This is a genomic window from Oleiphilus sp. HI0128 (assembly GCF_001635365.1).
Map to the genome: position 1 here is coordinate 1 of NZ_LWGG01001378.1, position 1,443 is coordinate 1,443.

Annotated in this window: 1 protein-coding gene; it reads left to right on the forward strand. The window is 46.6% G+C overall.

What is annotated here, in order from left to right; all coding sequences use genetic code 11:
- A partial coding sequence (locus A3763_RS29120; RefSeq protein ID WP_369823168.1) for a tol-pal system YbgF family protein occupies positions 1-1,443 on the forward strand: 1,443 nt, incomplete at both ends.

Consider the following 1,443-nt stretch of genomic DNA (forward strand, 5'->3'; position numbering starts at 1 on the left):
TGAATAAAGAGCAGTTTAGTGACGCGGTGTTAGTTTATAAGAACTATATTGCCAGGCAGCCACTGAGTTTGTGGTCGCCAAAATATCAAATGCAGATCATCACTGTGCTGGTTCACGCAGGCTTTAAGAAAGATATCTACCCCGAGAAAGTGCGATTTGTTGAGACTTATGGCTTAGGCAGTGAATTTTGGCAAACGCATGCTCCGAAGCCAGAGCCTGAAGGTGCTACCGACTCGCTGGGCTATACAAAAGAACAGCTGGAGCCACTGTTAAAAGAGTTAGCTGATCGCCATTACGTTAAAGCCGGCCAGTTACGCAAGGCTGCTAAGAAACGTTCTGCCAGCAAGCAAAAAACGCTCGATGAATATACGCTTTCTGCTCGATATAACCGTGCCTTTACCGAGACCTTTCCCAATCATTCAGACTTGCCAGAGCGCCTAGTATTATTGGCTGAGAGCGAGACACAACTGTCACATTTTCCAGAAGCGATCTCGGCTTTCGAAAGAGCTGGTTATGAGTTCTCAGAATTTTCTGGTCGTAGTGATGCGGCTTACGCTTCCGTGCTGCTCTATGATGATTACTTAAAGAGCATCAAAGCCTTGCCAAAAGATAAGCTGCCAACAGAGCAAGAGGCAAGGCAAGCTCTTCTGGAAAGCTTAAGTATTAAGCGGGAGCAGGCTCAAATGCGTTTTGTTGATATTCACAAGCAAGACAATAGAGCGGTTCCGGTTTTGTACCTCGTGAGCTCTGAGTATTTTGACAGGAAAGATTATCAGGGGGCATTACCTTTGGCTCAGCGCCTGATTGACTGGCCGACTTCGTTTGAAGGTGCGCCCAAGCTTGATAAACAAACCTTATTAGAAAGTAGTTTGATTAAAGCGCACAGTTTGTATGCTTTAAATGACTTTGTTCTGTCAGAAGGTGCGTATCAAGAGGTATTGACCCAAATGCCTGCAAAGGACAAGCGCCGGGCTGCAACAATTGAAAGCCTGGCTGCGAGTGTCTTTAAGCAGGCAGAGGCGAAGTTGGCAGATGGGCAGACTTTGCTAGCCGTTGACGAGTTTCTTCGCGTGGGGCTTGTTGCTCCGACTTCCACCCTCAGAGCCAGCGCAGAATATGATGCCGCAGGTTATTTGATTGAATTAAAAGAATGGCATCGTGCTATCGACGTTATTTCAGACTTCAGAAAGCGTTACCCAAAGCATAATTTACTCGATACGCTGCCTGCTAAAATGGCTTTGGCTTATCGTGAAACCGAACAGTGGGAAGCAGCGGCCGGAGAATTGCGTATTATGCGTAAGCTGGCAAAAACCGAGCAGGAAAAGCAGGATATTCAGTTTATCGTAGCGGAGCTATACGATAAGGCTGACAACAAGAAAGAGGCGATACTCAGTTACCGGCTTTATGCGAATACCTATGCCGAGCCAGCTGATGTCTATATGG